The organism is Lysinibacillus odysseyi 34hs-1 = NBRC 100172 (assembly GCF_001591965.1).
GTDB classification, from domain to species: Bacteria; Bacillota; Bacilli; order Bacillales_A; family Planococcaceae; genus Lysinibacillus_B; species Lysinibacillus_B odysseyi.
Genome location: NZ_BCVX01000002.1, coordinates 1 through 15,821, shown reverse-complemented (window position 1 = coordinate 15,821; position 15,821 = coordinate 1). Strand labels below are relative to the sequence as shown.

The following is a 15,821-nucleotide window of genomic DNA, read 5'->3' as shown; positions in this document are numbered from 1 at the left end:
ATGAATTTCATCCCGGAAATCATCGAAACCGAGGGAGTTCATAAAAGATGCAAATGCAATCCGAGATGTGATCAGTATTTCCGAATCAATGGCATGGATGTGTATTGTAAGAAAAAGCTCGAACAATTAGCTATTAATATTCTAAACACTGTCAATGGGACAACTATTTCACAAAAGAGCTATAACAATCGTGGATGGACAACCAAGATGGAAAAGGAGCTGATCCAGTTCATTGAAACAAATGGCGTACGGTTCGGCACCTATCGGATATTGGCAGAGCTATTCGGAAAGAGTCGAGCACAGGTGAAACGCAAGGTATACAAATTAGAAGAGGAAGGGCGTCTACGGCGTCCTTCATAACTGTGGAGGGCATCAACATGAGTAAACTTTCACGCCATGATATTCAAAAACTCGAAGATTATTGGATTAATCTACACGAATACAAGAAACAACTGAAATTCCGTGAATGGGAGCTCTTGAATGCTCATAAGGAATCGGATTGTAATATCGGTGGTGGGCGTAGTAGTCATATTAGCGATACGACAGCATTGAAGGGGATTGTATTAGCTGAAGATACGTTATATCAAAATTTAAAACGAATCGTTTCTACAATTGAAACAATGTATGAGGAACTGGACACGGATCAACGAACGATTGTCGATATGCGATATCGTGATAAAGCTGAGTGCTATGAGTGGCAACATATTGGCGATGTACTATATATGTCCGTCCAGCGAGTATTACGCAAACGGAATGCATTGATTGATGAAACGGCTCGAAGATTGGGGTGGGTTTGATGTATCTTCTTTACATTAAAAAGAAAGAAAATAAAATTAAAGTTTCCAAGGCTCATAAAGCAATGCAAAATATAGCCTATACTGATGAGGTAATACAATATAACGATTGTTATTTTATATGTAACAAAAGGGAACCTTTAGTAGAAAAAGCTAAGGTGATAAAGGCACAATGGATATTTGAAAAAGAAGAGGAACTGAAGTTACTAAGAAATATAAAGATTTAAAATAACCGTAATTGTGACATATAGCGAATTACGCTCTAAACCATGTTAAATTGATATTGTCCTCCTTTTGCATAGCTCACTATCTCGCGTGCTTTATACACACAAAAGCTTTCTCACGCGTGGGATGGTGAGTGAATGTATAAGAGACATAATCATTACATCAAAGTCTCGCTCAATTGAGTGGGGCTTTTTATTATCAAAAATGTATTACTGTCATTACCTTCTATTCCATTTACAATTGTAGATGAATAGGAAGGGGCGAGTAGATTGACTTGCGAAAAAGAAAAGACAGAATTAACGTTGATCGAAAAAGAGTTTAGACATTTGAAAAATAGAATTAAATCTACGAGGAAAGCTAGAATTGAGGCTTCTAAAAGGTTAAGGAACAAAAACGACTTTTATGAAAAAATATTGAATTTTTATTCGTTAATTGTCCTAGTTCTATCAATATGGTTTCTAAACAAACAAGGGGTTGAAGGAATTACTGCTACTAAAATTTTATTGGTTTTATCCCTTTCTTTAACTTTCGTAACGCTTTTTATAAATTCGAGAAACTATAAAGAACGAGCTGGAAATTTTGAAACTAATTATCAACAATTAGATGTATTAGTAAATCGGATAGACAGATTTCTTACTACAAATGAAGAATTGAATGCCTTGAAACTTAAAGAGTTTCAAAGGGAATACGAAAAGTTAATTATCGGGAAAGAAAATCATACGAATATTGATTTCTATGTATCTACGCCTGAGAACCTTGAGCAATTCAAATTCAAAGTATACTTTTATTGGTTTAAAAACATTGTAATGAAACTCGCTGTAGTTATTTTCCCGTTGCTATTGCTATTGTTGATTTTTATTTTTTCAAAACTATTATCTTTATTTAATTAAGCATCTCATTCGAGGTGCTTTTTCTTATGCTATAAATCAATCATCTGTGGAAGGCGAGGAGAACGTCATGAGTAGATTCAATGTAAAACGTAGCTACAAACAATTAATGGCTGAACGTAATGCGTTAGAACATTTTATCGCACACAAGAAAGCAACGACACATACTGGCGAATTAACAGTAAGACAAGCTGCTGAACTACGTTCTGACGAAGCTTTACTCAAAGAAATCAATCAAGACATCGAAAGAGCGCGTGAAGTACTTCAGAGGGATTATGAAGATGTTTACGGAAAGGCGAGGTGAACAACATGCGTATGTTCGATTTATTAACGCCTAGCGTTCGTTCTGAGCTTACTAAACTATCAAATGGTATAAATAATCATCCGAATACTAAAACCTCTCACAAGCAATTTAAAGAGCGTTTAACGAGGCGTGAGGTTGAAGAGTTAATGGGAACCAATCGGGATAGGTATCACAGAGTAAACGGAAAGGTTAGGAGGAAGTAGGATGCCATACGGATTACGAGGTATAACCATTGAAATCAACGGCAACACGGAAGCGCTTGGGAATGAATTGAAAGTTGCACTTGAAGAAAGCAGAAAAGAATCTCAACGTAACGAAATCGAAATCATTATGAGCTCAACGAATGAAGCGCCAAAGGTAAAGCTGAATGGTGAAGTCATTGATTCAATCATTGATCTTGGATATGAGTTTGTTACCAAGGACCATGAATCGAATGGCTATCACAACTTCACAGTGAAGTATATGGATAAGAAAACAAATACAGTGCGTACTGTATCAGCCAATAAGATGTTGGAGGGATGAGGTTGTCATCATTAATCAACATACTAATTGGTTGCTGCATCGGTGTAGGATTATCTGTTGCTATAACAATTGTGTATCACAAGTTATCTGAATGAACAGGAAGGTGAAGAGGAAGTGATTGAGGATGCCTGAATACAAAACTACTGAACAGAAACGTAAGTTTTACAAATCGAAAGAGTGGCGTACATTACGTGAACGCATCTTGAAAGAACAGAACTATGAATGCCAGGAATGTAAACGACTTGGACTTGTAAAGCTTCACGATCCAACCAAACATAAATCATTAGACATTGACCATGTAAATGAAATAGAAACACATCCAGAACTCGCGTTGGAGCCATCCAATTTGCGGGTTCTTTGTATTCCACACCATAATGCCAAACACGGTAGATATCAACGTAAGCCAAACAAATGGGAAGCAGATGAAAGATGGTGAAGCATCTTGGGTCATTTGAATATTTGTAAATATTTTAAGTCAGAAAAAAATGTTATAAGCCCCCCGCCTTCAGGATTTCAACTTTTTTTCTAAAGTTGGGGAACGGTGCGGGGCTCAACTCTCTGAAAATATACGAAAAATAAATCCTTCACATTAGGGGTGAGAGGGGGGAGGGGTTACATGGAAAAAGAGAATTTCGAGGAATTAAAAAAACAATTACTGGCACGTATCGATACAGAAGATCTGCTGGAAGTGAAGAAGGTAAATGATTTGATTCGCCTGCATGAATTAGATGCAGCATGCGATGAAGTGATTGATCGTGACGGAGTGAGTATCACCATCGAAAATGGCTCACAGAAATTCATTAAGAGTCATCCAAGTATGAATGAGAAGATGAAAATCAATGCTCAAAAAATCGCGCTCGAGAAATCGATTAAATTCAAATTAAAAGCGACGCCTGCTCCTGCTGCCCCCTCAACTGTGGAAGGCGAACCAAAGCGTGGTAGTTTAATTTGATTACCTATAATTACATTCAGAATTATATTCAAATGTGGCGCGATGGAGAAATCATCCTTAACAAAGAACGTATATTACTTATCGAATGGTTAGAGCAAGATATTCTAACGATGCAGGATATTTATTTCGATAGTGAACAGATTGAAAACTTCATTCGTTTTGCTGAGAAGTGGTATTTCCCGTTGGCACCATTCCAGAAGTTTTTAACATGCTTTATCTTTCTGCGATATAAGGACACTGACGATTTGGTGTTTGATGAATTCTTTATTTATATGGCTCGTGGTGCTGGTAAGAATGGTTTTGTATCAGCGCTTGTGAATTATTTTATTAGCGAGCTTCATGGAATCGATTTTTATAACGTATCGATTGTAGCCAACAGTGAGAAGCAGGCAAAAACATCGTTCACGGAAGTTTATAATGCAATTGATATGAACGATGATTTGAAAGGCTACTTCAAACATCAGAAGGCTGTTATTGAATCGGTTGATACAAAAGCAATCTTTCAATTCCATACGTCTAACGCCAGTACGAAAGATGGGTTGCGTGATGGCTGCGTAGTTTATGATGAAGTGCATGAATATGAAAATAACGATGTAGTAGATGTATTCTCAGGTGGTCTCGGTAAGGTAAGAGACAGTCGGGAATTTTTTATTGGCACAGATGGGTTTGTGCGTGACGGTTTCATCGATCGATTGAAGGAACGTGCAATAAGCATTTTAAAACGCGAAGTGTCCGTGAAAGAAGATTCACTGTTTCCGTTTATGTGCTGCATCGATGATGAAGAGGAAATGCACGATACAAACATGTGGCAAAAGGCCAATCCAATGTTTCATCCTCCATTAAGCAGCTATGCAAAAACACTTTTCAAGAAAGTTTTGAAGCAGTATAACAAGTTGAAAAATGATTCATCCGGATACGAAAACTTTATTACCAAACGGATGAATTTGCCGAAGGTTAATTTAGAAAAATCGGTGGCTTCATGGAAAAAGATAGTAGCTACTAATCAGGGCTACGATTTAGCTGAATTGAAAAAACGCGAATGCATTGGATCAGTGGACTATGCTTCCATTCGAGATTTTGTCGCGTGTGGACTGCTTTTTGTGAAAAATGATTATTTCATCATTCCAAGAGAATTATCCTACTCATTCATTTGTAAACCTTTTGCTGACAAGCATTACGCTTACAGTACTCCGAAAGCAGAAGGTAATAACAAAAAGGACCATCGTAAATTTGCGCCAATTCGTGAATGGGAAGAAGAAGGCTTATTGAAAGTGTTAGATAAAAATTCAATGGACCCCTACATTGTTGTTGGATGGTTTGTTGACCGGCGCAATGAAGGCTGGAATATCAAAAAAATTGTGGGCGATAATTTCCGAATGGAAATTTTACGTCCTCTTTTTGAGGCAGAAGGATTCGAAGTTGAAACCATTCGAAATCCAGATGCAGCTTCGGCTTTACTTGCTCCTAAAATTGAGTTGGCATTTGATGATGAGCGAATAATCTGGGGCGACAATCCGATGATGCGATGGTACAGCAATAATGTGCTTGTTGTTATCGATAGCAAAGGAAATAAGCTGTATCGCAAAAAGGAAGCTGTCAAACGTAAGACAGACGGTTTCATGATGTTTTTATACGGGGTCTGGGCATCTAGGGATTTAGAGGAACACGATATATCAGCATCCCTCGACTTCTTGAGCGCCTTAAATTTCTAGAGAGGGGGTGAACAAAAAGAAAATGGGATGGTTAAGTGATGTACTTAAACGTAATAGCGAACTGGAATGGATGTTTGATTTGGATTTAACCTATGAGACATCTCACCGGGCATATCTGAAGAGAATGGCTATGGAAACCTGTATAAACTTCATTGGTCGAACCGTAAGTCAATCTGATTTCCGAATGATGAAGAATGGAAAGCGTCAATTCGACGACTGGCATTACCTTCTCAACGTTCGGCCTAACACAGATCAATCAGCTGCAGACTTTTGGCAGGATTATGTGTACAGGCTCATTTATGACAATGAGGTTTTAGTAGTCCTGGGTGACAATAACGACTTGCTCATTGCAGACAGCTTTACTCGAGATGAATTTGCCGTTTATCCAGATGTATTCCGGGATGTCACCGTGAAGGATTACACCTTTAAGCGAAGTTTTCGGATGGACGAAGTCATTTACATGACTTACAACAACGAGAAGCTATCCAGTTTCATGGACGGTATGTTTGCAGATTATGCGGATCTTTTTAGTCGAATGCTAGAGGTGAGCAAGCGTAACAATCAGATTCGCGGTACCGTAAGTGTCGATTCGAACCAGGCGTTGGATGATGATAAACGGACAAAACTACAAGACTTAATCGATAGGCTGTTTGCGGCCTTCCGAAGTAATTCAATAGCGATTGTGCCAACCTCCAAAGGTTTCGAGTATAACGAGGTCGCAAAAGGCGACAGCAACGGTAAATCTGTGGAGGAACTAGCTAAACTCAAACGGGACTTGGTGGATGATGTAGCGCACATTCTGGGCATTCCTACGAGCCTTGTACATGGAGAGATGGCCGAATATGAATCAGCTATTAAAGCCTATATCAAGTTCTGCGTATCGCCCTTGGTCAAAAAGATTGAGGATGAGTTGAACGCTAAATTAATCGATAAGCAAGCCTTCTTAAACGGCTCTAAAATCGAAGTAAAAGGCGTGAAGGAAAAGGACATCATCGACAATGCAGAAGCGGTCGATAAGCTTGTTGCTTCCGGGGCATTTACACGAAATGAGGTGAGGGAATTGTTTGGTGCTGAAAGGTCAGATAATCCGACGCTTGATGAGTTTGTTATTACGAAAAACTATCAGTCGGCAGACGCAACTGAAGGAGGTGAGAAAGGATGAAACATAAAATTAAAGGTGATATCACCAGTTGGAACTCAACTATTTACGACTTCAATTATAAAATGCGTAATGTAAAAGAAGATGAGGATATTACGCTTGAAGTTAACTCTTACGGTGGAGATGTTTTTCTTGGGATTGACATTATGAATACATTGCGAGCTCACAAAGGCACAGTGACAGTTATCGTTACAGGTATTGCTGCAAGCGCCTGCTCTATTATGGCTATGGGAGCTGATGTAGTGAAAATGTATTCAAACACACAATTAATGATACACCACGCTTGGACTTATGCAGCAGGTAATGCAAAGCAGTTACGCAAAGTAGCGGAAGACTTGGAAAGTATCGGCGAATCCGTTTTGGCATCATATACGCATCGTGTGGATGAAGAAACGGTTAAACAATTACTTGATGAAGAAAAATATATGTCAGCTAAAGTTGCTAAAGAGTACGGCTTTATCGATGAAATTATCGATGGTCAAGCAGAAGAAGTTGAGTCAGAAATGTTCTCAAATAAAGCACAAGAATTTAATAACTCCCTTACTACCACTTCATCAACTGTGGAAGGTAATGAGAAGTTGTTAAATGAAATCAATAGCTTGAAGACTCAAGTAGCTGATCTACAAACAAAATTAAATGAATCGAAAGAGGAACCTAAAGAGCCAGTGCAAAAAGTTGCTGCTCGTCGTAAAGGGTTCTTTTTTTAATACTTAAAAACAGGAGGGTCATTTGAATGACTATGAAACTAAAAGGTACAATGGATAACTTTAATGCTAAAAAGCAAGCGTATATGGATTTGGTAAAGGCAGAAAATTCATCGCCAGAACAATTAGAAGGCGCCTTTAACGATATGTTTGCTGCTTTGCAAACGGATCTAACTGAACAAATTACAACAGAAGCTCGCAATGAAGTGCATGATGCACAGATTTTAGCGGCTCGTGGTCAAAATGTTTTAACTTCTGAGGAGCGTAAATTCTTTAATGCTGTAACTGTTAGCGGTGGTTTTGCTGAAGACTCCATTTTGCCAGTAACTACACAGGAGCGAGTATTTGAGGATTTAGTAGCAGAGCATCCGTTACTTGATGTGATTGGATTGAAGGATTTAGGCGCGGTGACTCGCTATATTTATTCGGATGCTACAAAGGCATACGCATGGGGTGCTTTATTCGGTGAAATTAAAGGGCAAGTATCTGCTGCATTCCGAGAAGAACAAATCGGTCAGTTAAAACTCACTGCCTTCGCAGTTATCCCGAAAGATATGTTGGATTTGGGACCTGAATGGGTTGAGCGTTATGTACGCACATTGCTGGTTGAATCTTACTCTGTCGGTTTAGAGTACGGGTTAGTAAACGGTCGTGGACCATCTCAAAATGAACCTATAGGCTTGATGAAGGATGTAGCGGAAAATGGTGCGGTAACTGAGAAAACTTCACAAGGCACTTTAACATTCGCCCCTTCTGAGTACGGTCAAACGGTTGCGGGTGAATTACACGATGTAATCAAGGCTTTATCGAAGGATGCAAAAGATAAAGCACGTAAGGTTTTAAATCGAGTAGTAATGCTTGTTAACCCAGCGGATGCCATTTCAGTACAGGCTCGTAATACTATTCAAACAGCTAACGGCCAATGGGTTACTGCGCTTCCATACAACATTCAAGTTGTCGAATCGGAAGAAATCCCAGAAGGGAAAGCGTTATTCTTTGTAAAAGGTTCTTATCTAGCAGCAATCGCTGGCGGTTACAAATTAAATAAATTTGATCAAACTCTGGCGATTGAGGATGCAATGCTTTATACAATCAAACAGTTTGCTAACGGCAAGCCAAAAGACAATAAAACAGCACTTCTTTACAATCTAAATATCCAATTCAACACTTCGGTGCCGACTCCTTAATTTAAGGGGTCTTCATTATTTATAGGAGGGATATAAATGGCTGTTGAATACAAAGTGGTAAGACGGTTCAAAGAGACAAAGCATGATGGTCATGTGTACGAGGTCGGTGATTCTTATCCGAAAGAAGGTTCGAAAGCGACTAAAGCGCGACTGGAAGAATTGTCGACGAAGAAAAATAAGTACGAGCAAATTTTCATCGAGGAAGTAGCAGCTCCTAAAGACAAGGAGTGATCTAGATGGTCGAACCAATTACACAGGAAATTATCGAGGAATTTAAACTGCGTATGCGGCTTGGCGATGATGAGGATGACAATTTAAGACGCATCTTAAAAGCCTCTTTAGAGGACTTACGGGACGTTTGCGGTGATTATGATATAAACACTAGCGGACGGTTTAAGGAGCTTGTATTTGAGCGTTCCCGGTATGTTTACAATGATGCGCTTGAATACTTCCATACGAATTTCCTTACACAGATTAATAATCTGAGCATCGCCAAGGCGCTTGAATCCTCTTCCTCATCTGTGGAGGGCGAAGGCAATGAAGCAATTTAAATACAATGAAAACAATCATACCGGTTTGTATCGCCATAGGATTTTACTTCGTAAACGCACTTTAACTACAGATGAGCTATTACAAGAAACCGAAACATTTGAGGACTATGGAAGCTATTGGGCGATGATCAAAACGCTAAAAGGTAGCGAACTGATGGAGGCCGGAAGAGAGCAAACGAAAGTCGAAAAACGTTTCGTTGTAAAGTATGCGAAGTCATTAGATGGCTTTATTAATGATGAACATACAACATTTGAAGTTGTACAAAATGGCGTTAGCTATGATGTGAAAAGTGCTATTAACGATGATGATATGAATGCCACTGTAACGATCGTAGCGGAAGGGCGTGGATAGATGACAAATATTAATAACCTGGCATCTGAAATCACACGTCAATTGCAACGGTATTCAAGCGCATTAAACAGCGATATCGAAAGGGCAGCTGAAGAGGTAGCGGATGAAGGTGTGCAAAGGTTAAAGGCGGCCAGTCCTAAACGTTACGGGAAGTATGCCAGCAGCTGGACGAAGAAAAAGGTAGGTACCAAATGGATTCTGCATAATTCGAAGCATTACCAGCTCACTCATCTACTGGAGAAGGGGCATGCCAAAGTAGGAGGCGGTCGGGTACCGGCTGTCGTCCACATTAAGCCTGTCGAAGAGTTTGTCGTTGACGAATTTATTCGGAAGGTAGAGGAGGCGGCGCAGCAATGACATTAACTTTGCCTCAATTGGCGCAGAAGCTGAACGCCATCTATCCTACAGCATACTCACATTTTAAAAGCGGCCAGCCATTACCTTTCATTTGTTACCTGGTCGTTAGTGGCGATACCTTTGCAGCAGATAATACGGTCCTTACAGAATCGACTTATGTAGATATTGAGTTATATTCAGCTACTAAAAATTTAGCGGCTGAGAAGAAAATCAAAGATATGTTAAAAGAAAACGAACTCCCTTGGTCTTATGATGAAATATTCATCGAAGACGAGGGAGTTTTTAAATGCACATTTTCAACAAAATTAATCAATTAGGAGGCTATATTATGGCAGAAAATAAAGTGCAGTTTGGTATTAAAAACGTTCATTATGCGGTAGCAACAGAGGGGGCAGACGGTACATTAACTTATACAAAGCCAGTACCGTTCCCGGGAGCTACGGCATTAAATTTAGATCCAAAAGGTGAGCAATCAGATTTCTATGCTGATGACCGTGTGTATTACACGACTTCCACAAATAGCGGCTACGAAGGCACACTGACAGTTGCTAATTTGATTCAATCATTCCGTGTAGACGTGTTAGGCGATATTTTGAGTGCTGAAGGTGTGTTAACTGAAACAGCTAATGCCAAAGTCAAAAAAATTGCACTATTATTCGAATTTGATGGTGATGTTAAAGCTACTCGACATGCTCTATATAACGTTACGGTATCACGTCCTGGTATGTCTGGGGAAACAAAAACGGATACGACTGAGCCGGGTACGCAGGAGTTATCATTTGTTGCGGCTCCGACAGCAGAAGGAATTGTAAAAAATTCAACTACCGCTGAGACGGATGCAGCTGTTTACAATGCATGGTACACATCGGTATTCGTTCCAGAGGTAACGCCAACACCTTAATCTAACCTGTGGAGGGCAAGTAAATGGAAATCACAATCAATATTGACGGTAAGGATGTAGCGTTTAAGTCTACTGGCGCTATTCCAAAACGATATAAAATGCAATTCGGACGCGATTTATTCGCTGATCTATTTAAGATGGGCATTACAAAAGAAATGAAAGAAGAAGATATCCGGAAGATTGACTTTGATGTCTTTTACGATATTGCCTGGACATTCGCTAAAACAGCCAATTCAGATATCAAAGACCCAATGACTTGGTTAGATAGCTTCGATGTCTTCCCAATCATGGATTTAGTGCCACAACTGCAAGAGTTAATTGCACTAACCATTTCATCTAAAAAAAAATAGGGCAAAAGCAGGGGACGGACAGCGGGGAAGGCATCTCCACTGAAACGTACCTTGTTTTATGTAAGGAAGCAAGATTGGATCATGAAGATTTGGATTCAATGACAATGGGCATGGTCCTGGATCACATCGATGAATATTTCGAAATGAAAAATCCGAAGAAAAAGAAAAAAGCTGTCCGGAAGGCTTCTCAAGCCGATTTCGACAGCTTCTAAAGCTCGCATATTTTTGCGGGCTTTTTATTTTATATAGAAACGTGTGGTGAAGAAATGGCAAACGGTAATATTCGTGGAATCACAATAGAAATCAATGGAAATACGACTGGATTAGAGCAGGCGTTGTCTAACGTTAACCGAGAAAGTAAAGATTTGCAGAAGGAATTAAAAGAGGTCGAGCGTGCTTTAAAGTTTGATCCAGGTAACGCAGAATTGGTTAGACAAAAGCAGGAATTGCTTACACAGTCCATTCAACAAACATCGCAAAAGCTTGATACTCTACGTCAGGCCCAATCACAAGTGCAGGCTCAATTCGACCGTGGGGAAATCGGTGCAGAACAGTATCGGGCATTCCAACGTGAACTAGCTCAAACAGAGGGGCAGCTATCGCGTTTCCAATCGGAATTAAGCGGTGTGCAATCTGAGCAGGACCGATTGGCTCAAAATACACGACATTTAGAAACGTTCTTCCTTTCTACTGGAACAACTGTGGATGACTTCTCGGCGCGTCTCGGTACCCGTTTAACCAACGCTATCCGTGATGGTAGTGCTTCAGCTGACCAATTGGAGCGAGCCCTTAATCAAATCGGCCGAGCATCTCTCGGAGCGGGGCAGGATTTAGAAGAATTCCGAAACGCATTACGAAATGCTGATAACGGGGCTCCCATTGATGAAATCCGGCAAGACCTTGCACGTTTAAGGCTAGATGCCGAACAGGCAACAGGTTCCGTCAATCAGTTAGGTAAAGGAATGGACGATCTAGGAGATGGCGCTAAAGCGGCGGCTGCAGGTGTTGTGGCGTTAGGAGCAGCGGCTGGATTATCAGCGGCTCAATTCGATAATGCTGCCGGTCAAATTCAGGCGGCATTAGGGGGAACCAAGGAAGAAGCCGAGGCGCTTGAAGACACAGCAAAAACCGTGTGGAAGGATGGCTTCGGAGAGTCACTCGAAGACGTTTCCAGCGGCCTAATTCGCGTTAAGCAAAACATGAAGCGAATCGATGGCAGTGAGATCGAAAAGGTCACAAGGGACTCTATAGCCCTTGCTAAAACATTCGAATCAGATGTCAATGAAGTTACACGGGCCGGAAATAACTTAATGGTTAACTTCGGTTTATCTGCTGATGAAGCGTTTGATTTGATGGCAAAGGGTGCTCAAAGTGGCCTCAACTTCTCGAATGAGATGTTCGATAACTTGGCCGAATACGGGCCGTTATTCGCTAACATGGGGTACTCTGCTGAAGAATACTTTGGAATCCTTCAAAGAGGCAGTGAAGCTGGCGTATATAACCTTGATTATATCAATGACGTCATGAAAGAATTTCAAATCCGTGTTAAAGATGGTTCAAAATCTACAACCGATTCAATGAAGGAACTTTCAAAGAGCACGCAACAAGTGTGGAAGGACTTCTTAAATGGTAAAGGAACGGTTGCTGATGTAGCGGCTGCCGTTGTCCCTGAATTAGAAGCCATGGATGACCAGGTTGCTGCTAATAACATTGGAGTCGGTTTATTCGGAACCAAATGGGAAGACCTCGAAGCAAAAGCCATGTACGCAATGCTTAACACGCGTGAAGGTCTGGAAGGCGCAAAAGGAGCAATGGATGCATTAGCTCAAGCGCAGGAACAAACCTTTGGTCAACGTTGGGAATCGTTTACTCGCACAGCAGCGGCTTCCTTGGAACCGTTAGGGAAAATCTTATTGGATTTAGCCGAAGAATGGCTTCCTAAAGTCATTTCAACTGTGGAGGGCGTGGCTAAATGGTTTAGTGATTTAACGCCAACTATGCAAGGGGTGACGGTGGCTATAGGAGCCATTGCCAGTGCTATAGGGCCTCTAATTATGGTTGCAGGCAGTCTAATTTCGTCTATTAGCGGAATCATCGGATTGTTTACCAGCGGAGGACTCGCGGCAGGAGGGTTTGGCGCAGCTATTGCGGCCATAGCTGGTCCAGTAGGCATCGCAATCGGTATAATCGCTGCGTTTGTAGGGAGTGTAGCCATCCTTTACACCAAATGGGATGAGTTTAAAAACCTTTCCCCAGTGTTACAAGGTGCAATTACAGGGTTGTTTGCTCCAATCGTAGCTGTAACGAGTGCGATTAAAACTATACAAGACGCTTTTAGTCCGGCTGTCGAAGGTGTAAAGTCTTTTGGTGATGCAGTATCTGAAGAAACGTCCGAAGCGGTTTTAAGTTTTTTAGACTTATCAAATCAGGCTACGGTAGCGTTAAACCAAATGAATTGGTCAGGGCAAGCGGTAACACAGGATATGGCAAATAAGATTACTGAGATCTATAAAAATATGGGTGGTCAAGTATTAGCAGAAATGCAGTCAGATCACGCAGAACAGTTAACACAACTTCAAAGTTTCTATGCTCAAAGTTCTGTTTTATCAGATGCGCAGGAAGCGGAAGCGATAGCGAAGATGCAAACGTACCACCAAAATAGACAGCAAGTAATTGCAGATGGAATGGCTAGAGCTAATGAAATTGTACAAACTGCAACAAACGAAAGACGGGAAGTAACTTTAGCAGAACAAGCAGAATTAGACCGTATTAATGCTCAAATGAAAGAAGCTGCCATTGTGCATATGTCTGAATCTGCTGAAGAGCAAAAAGTGATATTAGAAAGTCTTAAACAGGAAGCATCTGAAATTACAGCTTTGCAAGCGGCTGAAGTTGTAAAAAATTCTGTTAAACAAAAAGATGAGACGGTTGCTGAAGCACAAAAGCAGTATGAAGAAGCCCTGAAAATTATTATGCAACAACGTGATGAAACCGGAGCAATCACTGAAGAACAAGCGCAACTAATGATTACTGAAGCTAAAAGAACCCGGGATGAAACAATAAAGTCAGCCGAAGAAATGCACACTAATGTAGTCGCTGAAGCAAAGGCTCAAGCTGGCGAACATGTTGAACAAGTAAATTGGACAACAGGTGAAGTGAAATCTAAATGGCAAGTCATGAAAGATGACACTATCAAGAAGATGAAAGATACCGGCGCGGCCATTAAGCGTGATTGGACAAACGCTTATAATGATACTGTCAAATCGGTTGGTAATATGGTTTCTTCAGTGGGCAAATTCTTTTCAGATAAAGTGAAAACTGTCCAGACAAAAATGGCGGAAGTCAAACAGAAAATAGAAAGTAAGTGGGGAGAAGCGCAAGCTTTCTTAAAAGGTATCAATCTACTTCAAATCGGTAAGGACATCGTTAACGGTCTAATTACAGGCATCAGCAATAAGTTTGATGGCGTAAAGAAAAAAGTCGAAGAATTAGCTGGTTTAATTCCCGAGTGGGCAAAAGATATTTTAGGCATTCACTCTCCATCACGTGTCATGATGGAACTGGGCGAATGGGTTGGTATTGGTCTTGCTAATGGTATCAAATCCACCGAACAGCTCAATCAGCAAGTGATGCAAAGTGTTACAGATGGCATTCTGGCAGTGAAAAAGTCTTTTAAAGACCAAGCTGTGAAAATTGATCAGGACTTGGCAAAAGCCATTCGAAGTACAAATGAAAAAGCTAATGAGGATATTGCCAAGATCCAGAAGACAGCTGCTAGTAAGAAACGTGCTTTAACGAGTGAAGAAATTGCGAAGATTCACAAACTACGTAGCCAGGCAGCAGAGAGCATTTTGAAGCTGGAGGAAAAGGCTGCATCTGACCGTTCAAAGCTGGCAGTAAATGAAAAGAAGGAAATCGAAAATAAATATAAAGATTTGTTAGGAAGCATTAAATCGTTTATCAGCGATAAGAAGTCACTGGACCAACTTTCCATGAAGGATGAAGTCTTGGTATGGGAACAGTCTTTATCGTTGTTTGAAGGTTCCAATGATCAGCGTATTGCAGCTCAAAAGGAATATAAAACTGCATTGCAGGCTTTAAATGATGAAATAGTTTCCATCAACAAGACTTACACAGACAAGATCAATACTATCAACGAAGACTTAATTAAACAGGAAAATGAATTAACAAAGGCCTACGAGGACGCGGTATCAAAACGGGCATCTTCTTTAGCAAGCTTCGCTGATACATTCTCTGCCTTCTCTGTGGAGGTCAAAGCAAGCGGTGCGGAGCTGTTAAGCAATCTGCAATCTCAAGTAGATGGTTTCAAACAGTGGCAAGAAGAGTTTGCGAAGTTGGCCAGTCGGAATATTGACGCTGATTTACTTGCTGAACTATCCGATTTAGGTGTAAAGGCTCTTCCAGAGTTAATGGCATTAAATCAGTTAACAGATGAACAGTTAACACAATACAGTGCCTTGTATCAAGAAAAGGCGCAATTAGCTCGTACGCAAGCCGAAACAGAATTGATTGGCATGAAAACTGATACACAAGCTAAAATTGATGAATTACGTAAGACGGCTAATGCCGAGCTATCCAAGCTACAGAACGATTGGGCAGCGAAGATTAAAGGTGTTACCGAGGGTACGAAAACGGAGCTTTCTTCATTGAAACAGATTGGTGTCGATGCCGGACTCGGACTACTTGAAGGTCTGTCCTCCACAGCTTCTGCATTATATGCCAAGGCACAAGAAATCGCGGATAATATTGCGCGTACCATTGCATCAGCGCTTGATATTCATTCTCCTTCCCGTGTCACAATGGGGTTCGGTGTCAATATCAATGAGGGCTTAATCAAAGGTAT

Annotated in this window: 21 protein-coding genes; all 21 read left to right on the top strand. The window is 40.6% G+C overall.

What is annotated here, in order from left to right; genetic code table 11:
• Entirely contained in the window at positions 1-360 is a 360-nt protein-coding gene (locus BOD01S_RS02880) for a hypothetical protein (RefSeq protein WP_036150352.1), read from the top strand.
• 17 nt (positions 361-377) lie between these two features.
• Positions 378-797 carry a hypothetical protein gene (locus BOD01S_RS02875; protein ID WP_052124673.1) on the top strand — a complete coding sequence of 140 codons (420 nt, stop codon included), beginning with the start codon at positions 378-380 and terminating at the stop codon, positions 795-797.
• Positions 797-1,021, top strand: coding sequence for a hypothetical protein (locus BOD01S_RS02870; protein ID WP_036150354.1), 225 nt, complete (start codon positions 797-799; stop codon positions 1,019-1,021). Before BOD01S_RS02875 ends, BOD01S_RS02870 begins: the two co-directional genes overlap by 1 nt.
• Before the next feature lie 267 nt (positions 1,022-1,288).
• Complete coding sequence (locus BOD01S_RS02865; RefSeq protein WP_052124674.1) at positions 1,289-1,909, top strand: SLATT domain-containing protein; 621 nt, start codon at positions 1,289-1,291, stop codon at positions 1,907-1,909.
• Positions 1,910-1,976: 67 nt separating this feature from the next.
• Positions 1,977-2,210 carry a hypothetical protein gene (locus BOD01S_RS02860; protein WP_063180269.1) on the top strand — a complete coding sequence of 78 codons (234 nt, stop codon included), beginning with the start codon at positions 1,977-1,979 and terminating at the stop codon, positions 2,208-2,210.
• Positions 2,211-2,414: 204 nt separating this feature from the next.
• A complete protein-coding gene (locus BOD01S_RS02850) occupies positions 2,415-2,732 on the top strand; it encodes a hypothetical protein (RefSeq protein WP_036150359.1) in 318 nt (105 codons plus the stop codon).
• A 124-nt stretch (positions 2,733-2,856) separates the two neighbouring features.
• Complete coding sequence (locus tag BOD01S_RS02845) at positions 2,857-3,168, top strand: HNH endonuclease (protein ID WP_036150361.1); 312 nt, start codon at positions 2,857-2,859, stop codon at positions 3,166-3,168.
• A 180-nt stretch (positions 3,169-3,348) separates the two neighbouring features.
• The gene (locus BOD01S_RS02840) at positions 3,349-3,684 is read left to right on the top strand and encodes a hypothetical protein (RefSeq protein WP_036150363.1); all 336 of its coding nucleotides are present in this window, start codon (positions 3,349-3,351) and stop codon (positions 3,682-3,684) included.
• Entirely contained in the window at positions 3,681-5,396 is a 1,716-nt protein-coding gene (locus BOD01S_RS02835) for a terminase large subunit domain-containing protein (protein WP_036150364.1), read from the top strand. The genes BOD01S_RS02840 and BOD01S_RS02835 overlap by 4 nt, the downstream gene beginning before the upstream one ends.
• Before the next feature lie 22 nt (positions 5,397-5,418).
• Positions 5,419-6,558 carry a phage portal protein gene (locus BOD01S_RS02830; RefSeq protein ID WP_036150366.1) on the top strand — a complete coding sequence of 380 codons (1,140 nt, stop codon included), beginning with the start codon at positions 5,419-5,421 and terminating at the stop codon, positions 6,556-6,558.
• Positions 6,555-7,262: a head maturation protease, ClpP-related gene (locus tag BOD01S_RS02825; RefSeq protein WP_052124675.1), complete on the top strand. Its 708-nt coding sequence runs from the start codon at positions 6,555-6,557 to the stop codon at positions 7,260-7,262. The genes BOD01S_RS02830 and BOD01S_RS02825 overlap by 4 nt, the downstream gene beginning before the upstream one ends.
• Positions 7,263-7,288: 26 nt before the next feature.
• On the top strand, positions 7,289-8,446 hold the full coding sequence (locus BOD01S_RS02820; RefSeq protein WP_036150368.1) for a phage major capsid protein: 1,158 nt from the start codon (positions 7,289-7,291) through the stop codon (positions 8,444-8,446).
• Between the two features lie 36 nt (positions 8,447-8,482).
• The gene (locus BOD01S_RS02815; RefSeq protein WP_036150371.1) at positions 8,483-8,677 is read left to right on the top strand and encodes a hypothetical protein; all 195 of its coding nucleotides are present in this window, start codon (positions 8,483-8,485) and stop codon (positions 8,675-8,677) included.
• Between the two features lie 5 nt (positions 8,678-8,682).
• On the top strand, positions 8,683-8,997 hold the full coding sequence (locus tag BOD01S_RS02810; protein WP_036150373.1) for a hypothetical protein: 315 nt from the start codon (positions 8,683-8,685) through the stop codon (positions 8,995-8,997).
• Complete coding sequence (locus tag BOD01S_RS02805) at positions 8,984-9,349, top strand: phage head closure protein (protein ID WP_036150375.1); 366 nt, start codon at positions 8,984-8,986, stop codon at positions 9,347-9,349. Before BOD01S_RS02810 ends, BOD01S_RS02805 begins: the two co-directional genes overlap by 14 nt.
• A gap of 9 nt (positions 9,350-9,358) precedes the next feature.
• Complete coding sequence (locus tag BOD01S_RS02800) at positions 9,359-9,706, top strand: HK97 gp10 family phage protein (protein WP_036150387.1); 348 nt, start codon at positions 9,359-9,361, stop codon at positions 9,704-9,706.
• Positions 9,703-10,023, top strand: coding sequence for a hypothetical protein (locus BOD01S_RS02795; RefSeq protein WP_036150377.1), 321 nt, complete (start codon positions 9,703-9,705; stop codon positions 10,021-10,023). Before BOD01S_RS02800 ends, BOD01S_RS02795 begins: the two co-directional genes overlap by 4 nt.
• Before the next feature lie 11 nt (positions 10,024-10,034).
• A complete protein-coding gene (locus BOD01S_RS02790) occupies positions 10,035-10,607 on the top strand; it encodes a major tail protein (protein ID WP_036150378.1) in 573 nt (190 codons plus the stop codon).
• A 23-nt stretch (positions 10,608-10,630) separates the two neighbouring features.
• Positions 10,631-10,957 carry a hypothetical protein gene (locus tag BOD01S_RS02785; protein ID WP_036150379.1) on the top strand — a complete coding sequence of 109 codons (327 nt, stop codon included), beginning with the start codon at positions 10,631-10,633 and terminating at the stop codon, positions 10,955-10,957.
• Between the two features lie 74 nt (positions 10,958-11,031).
• Positions 11,032-11,169 (top strand): hypothetical protein, encoded by a 138-nt coding sequence (locus tag BOD01S_RS22805; protein ID WP_156116996.1) that lies wholly within the window; start codon positions 11,032-11,034, stop codon positions 11,167-11,169.
• 54 nt (positions 11,170-11,223) lie between these two features.
• Positions 11,224-15,821 (top strand): phage tail tape measure protein (locus tag BOD01S_RS02780; protein WP_063180268.1); only part of this gene is annotated, 4,598 nt, incomplete at its 3' end.

What these genes read in the sequence shown, in the direction of transcription:
- BOD01S_RS02880 (WP_036150352.1), top strand. Translation starts at nt 1, where the DNA reads ATGAATTTCATCCCGGAAATCATCGAAACCGAGGGAGTTCATAAAAGA.
- BOD01S_RS02875 (WP_052124673.1), top strand. Translation starts at nt 378, where the DNA reads ATGAGTAAACTTTCACGCCATGATATTCAAAAACTCGAAGATTATTGG.
- BOD01S_RS02870 (WP_036150354.1), top strand. Translation starts at nt 797, where the DNA reads ATGTATCTTCTTTACATTAAAAAGAAAGAAAATAAAATTAAAGTTTCC.
- BOD01S_RS02860 (WP_063180269.1), top strand. Translation starts at nt 1,977, where the DNA reads ATGAGTAGATTCAATGTAAAACGTAGCTACAAACAATTAATGGCTGAA.
- BOD01S_RS02850 (WP_036150359.1), top strand. Translation starts at nt 2,415, where the DNA reads ATGCCATACGGATTACGAGGTATAACCATTGAAATCAACGGCAACACG.
- BOD01S_RS02845 (WP_036150361.1), top strand. Translation starts at nt 2,857, where the DNA reads ATGCCTGAATACAAAACTACTGAACAGAAACGTAAGTTTTACAAATCG.
- BOD01S_RS02840 (WP_036150363.1), top strand. Translation starts at nt 3,349, where the DNA reads ATGGAAAAAGAGAATTTCGAGGAATTAAAAAAACAATTACTGGCACGT.
- BOD01S_RS02830 (WP_036150366.1), top strand. Translation starts at nt 5,419, where the DNA reads ATGGGATGGTTAAGTGATGTACTTAAACGTAATAGCGAACTGGAATGG.
- BOD01S_RS02825 (WP_052124675.1), top strand. Translation starts at nt 6,555, where the DNA reads ATGAAACATAAAATTAAAGGTGATATCACCAGTTGGAACTCAACTATT.
- BOD01S_RS02820 (WP_036150368.1), top strand. Translation starts at nt 7,289, where the DNA reads ATGACTATGAAACTAAAAGGTACAATGGATAACTTTAATGCTAAAAAG.
- BOD01S_RS02815 (WP_036150371.1), top strand. Translation starts at nt 8,483, where the DNA reads ATGGCTGTTGAATACAAAGTGGTAAGACGGTTCAAAGAGACAAAGCAT.
- BOD01S_RS02810 (WP_036150373.1), top strand. Translation starts at nt 8,683, where the DNA reads ATGGTCGAACCAATTACACAGGAAATTATCGAGGAATTTAAACTGCGT.
- BOD01S_RS02805 (WP_036150375.1), top strand. Translation starts at nt 8,984, where the DNA reads ATGAAGCAATTTAAATACAATGAAAACAATCATACCGGTTTGTATCGC.
- BOD01S_RS02795 (WP_036150377.1), top strand. Translation starts at nt 9,703, where the DNA reads ATGACATTAACTTTGCCTCAATTGGCGCAGAAGCTGAACGCCATCTAT.
- BOD01S_RS02790 (WP_036150378.1), top strand. Translation starts at nt 10,035, where the DNA reads ATGGCAGAAAATAAAGTGCAGTTTGGTATTAAAAACGTTCATTATGCG.
- BOD01S_RS02785 (WP_036150379.1), top strand. Translation starts at nt 10,631, where the DNA reads ATGGAAATCACAATCAATATTGACGGTAAGGATGTAGCGTTTAAGTCT.